Source organism: Frankia sp. CcWB2 (genome assembly GCF_977927585.1).
The window spans coordinates 38,521-40,361 of record NZ_CDWRCM010000009.1 but is presented as its reverse complement, the minus strand read 5'-3'; the positions used below and the strand labels follow the sequence as shown (position 1 = coordinate 40,361).

Annotated in this window: 1 pseudogene; it reads left to right on the top strand. The window is 68.5% G+C overall.

The features are described from left to right. Positions 1-52: 52 nt before the first annotated feature. Positions 53-1,828: pseudogene (gene nirB, locus ACY45C_RS02335) on the top strand (nitrite reductase large subunit NirB); the annotation flags it as partial. Between the last annotated feature and the right edge of the window lie 13 nt (positions 1,829-1,841).

Sequence of the window (1,841 nt, the reverse complement as noted above, 5' to 3'; positions counted from 1 at the left end):
GAACAAGAGATCAAGCAGCTAGCTCATCGCACGCACGTGCGGAAGACAAGTGTACGGGCTGGTAGCACCCGGATACGCGATGGCCGAGGTCGTCGCGGACCGTCTGCTCGGCGGCGGCGCGACCTTCACCGGTGCCGACATGTCGACCAAGCTCAAGTTGCTCGGCGTCGACGTCGCGAGCTTCGGGGACGCCTTCGGGACGACTCCCGGTGCGCTGCCTATCACGTTCGCCGACCCGGTGGCCAAGGTCTACAAGAAGCTGGTGCTCTCCGACGACGCGCGTAGCGTCCTCGGTGGCATCCTCGTCGGCGACGCCGGGGAGTACGGCATGTTGCGGGCCATGGTCGGCTCCGCCGGGGTCGTGCCGGACGATCCCGCGCGGCTCATCCTGCCGGCCGGCGACGGCGACGGCGACGGGGCAGGGGCCGGCGGCTCCGGGGCCGGGGTGGCGCTCCCCGCCGGGGCGCAGATCTGCTCGTGCAACAACGTCACCCACGGCCAGATCTGCGCCGCGATCAGCGAGAACGGCCTTACCGACGTCGCCGGGATCAAGGGGTGTACCAACGCGGGCACGAGCTGTGGCAGCTGCGTGCCGATGCTCAGGACGATCCTCGGCCAGCAGCTCGCCGCCGCGGGCATCGAGGTATCGAAGGCGCTGTGCGAGCACTTCGACGTCAGCCGGGCTGAACTGTTCGAGATCGTCCGGGTGCGGGGGATCACGACGTTCTCGCAGCTGATCGCCGAGCACGGTCGGGGCCGGGGCTGCGAGGTTTGCCGGCCGGTGGTGGCCTCGATTCTCGCCTCCCTTTACAACGGGTACGTCCTGGCCGGCGAGCAGGCCGCCCTGCAGGACACCAACGACCACATGCTCGCGAACATGCAGAAGGACGGCACGTACTCGGTCGTCCCCCGGCTGCCCGGCGGCGAGGTCACGCCCGAGACGCTCATCCTGATTGGCGAGGTGGCCCGGGACTTCAACCTCTATACGAAGATTACCGGTGGGCAGCGCATCGACCTCTTCGGCGCCAGGGCCGAGCAGCTGCCGAAGATCTGGAAGCGGCTGACCGACGCCGGACTCGAGTCCGGACACGCCTACGGCAAGGCGTTGCGGACGGTGAAGTCCTGCGTCGGGGAGACCTGGTGCCGCTACGGCGTACAGGACTCCACCACGCTGGCCGTCGACCTGGAGCTACGCTACCGCGGCCTGCGATCTCCCCACAAGATCAAAATGGCGGTCTCCGGCTGTGCCCAGGAATGCGCGGAGGCGCGGTCCAAGGACGTCGGGGTGATCGCCACCGAGCAGGGCTGGAACCTGTACCTGGGCGGCAACGGCGGTCACCGGCCCCGGCACGCGGAGCTGTTCGCCTCCGACCTCGACACCGAGACGCTCGTCCGCTACATCGACCGGTTTCTGATGTTCTATGTGCGCACCGCCGATCGCCTCCAGCGCACCGCGCCGTGGGTGGAGAGCCTCGACGGCGGCCTCGGACATGTCCGCGAGGTCATCGTCGACGACTCGCTGGGCATCTGCGCCGAACTCGACACGGCCATGGCCCACCACGTCGCGACCTATCAGGACGAGTGGAAGACGACGCTGGCCGATCCGGTCGCACTGCGCCGGTTCGCCTCGTTCGTCAACGCCCCCGAGGCGGCCGACCCCGACGTCATCCACCTCCTCGAACGCGGCCAGCCCCGGCCGGCCCGCCCGGCCGAGCGGGCAGCCCTCATCGCCGGTGCCACGCTCCCCGTGGTGGCTGGCCGTTTCCTTACCTATCCAGGCTCCTTGCCTATCCAGAGGGACGAAACGGACACAAAGGAGTCGAAATGAAATAACTTGCGCG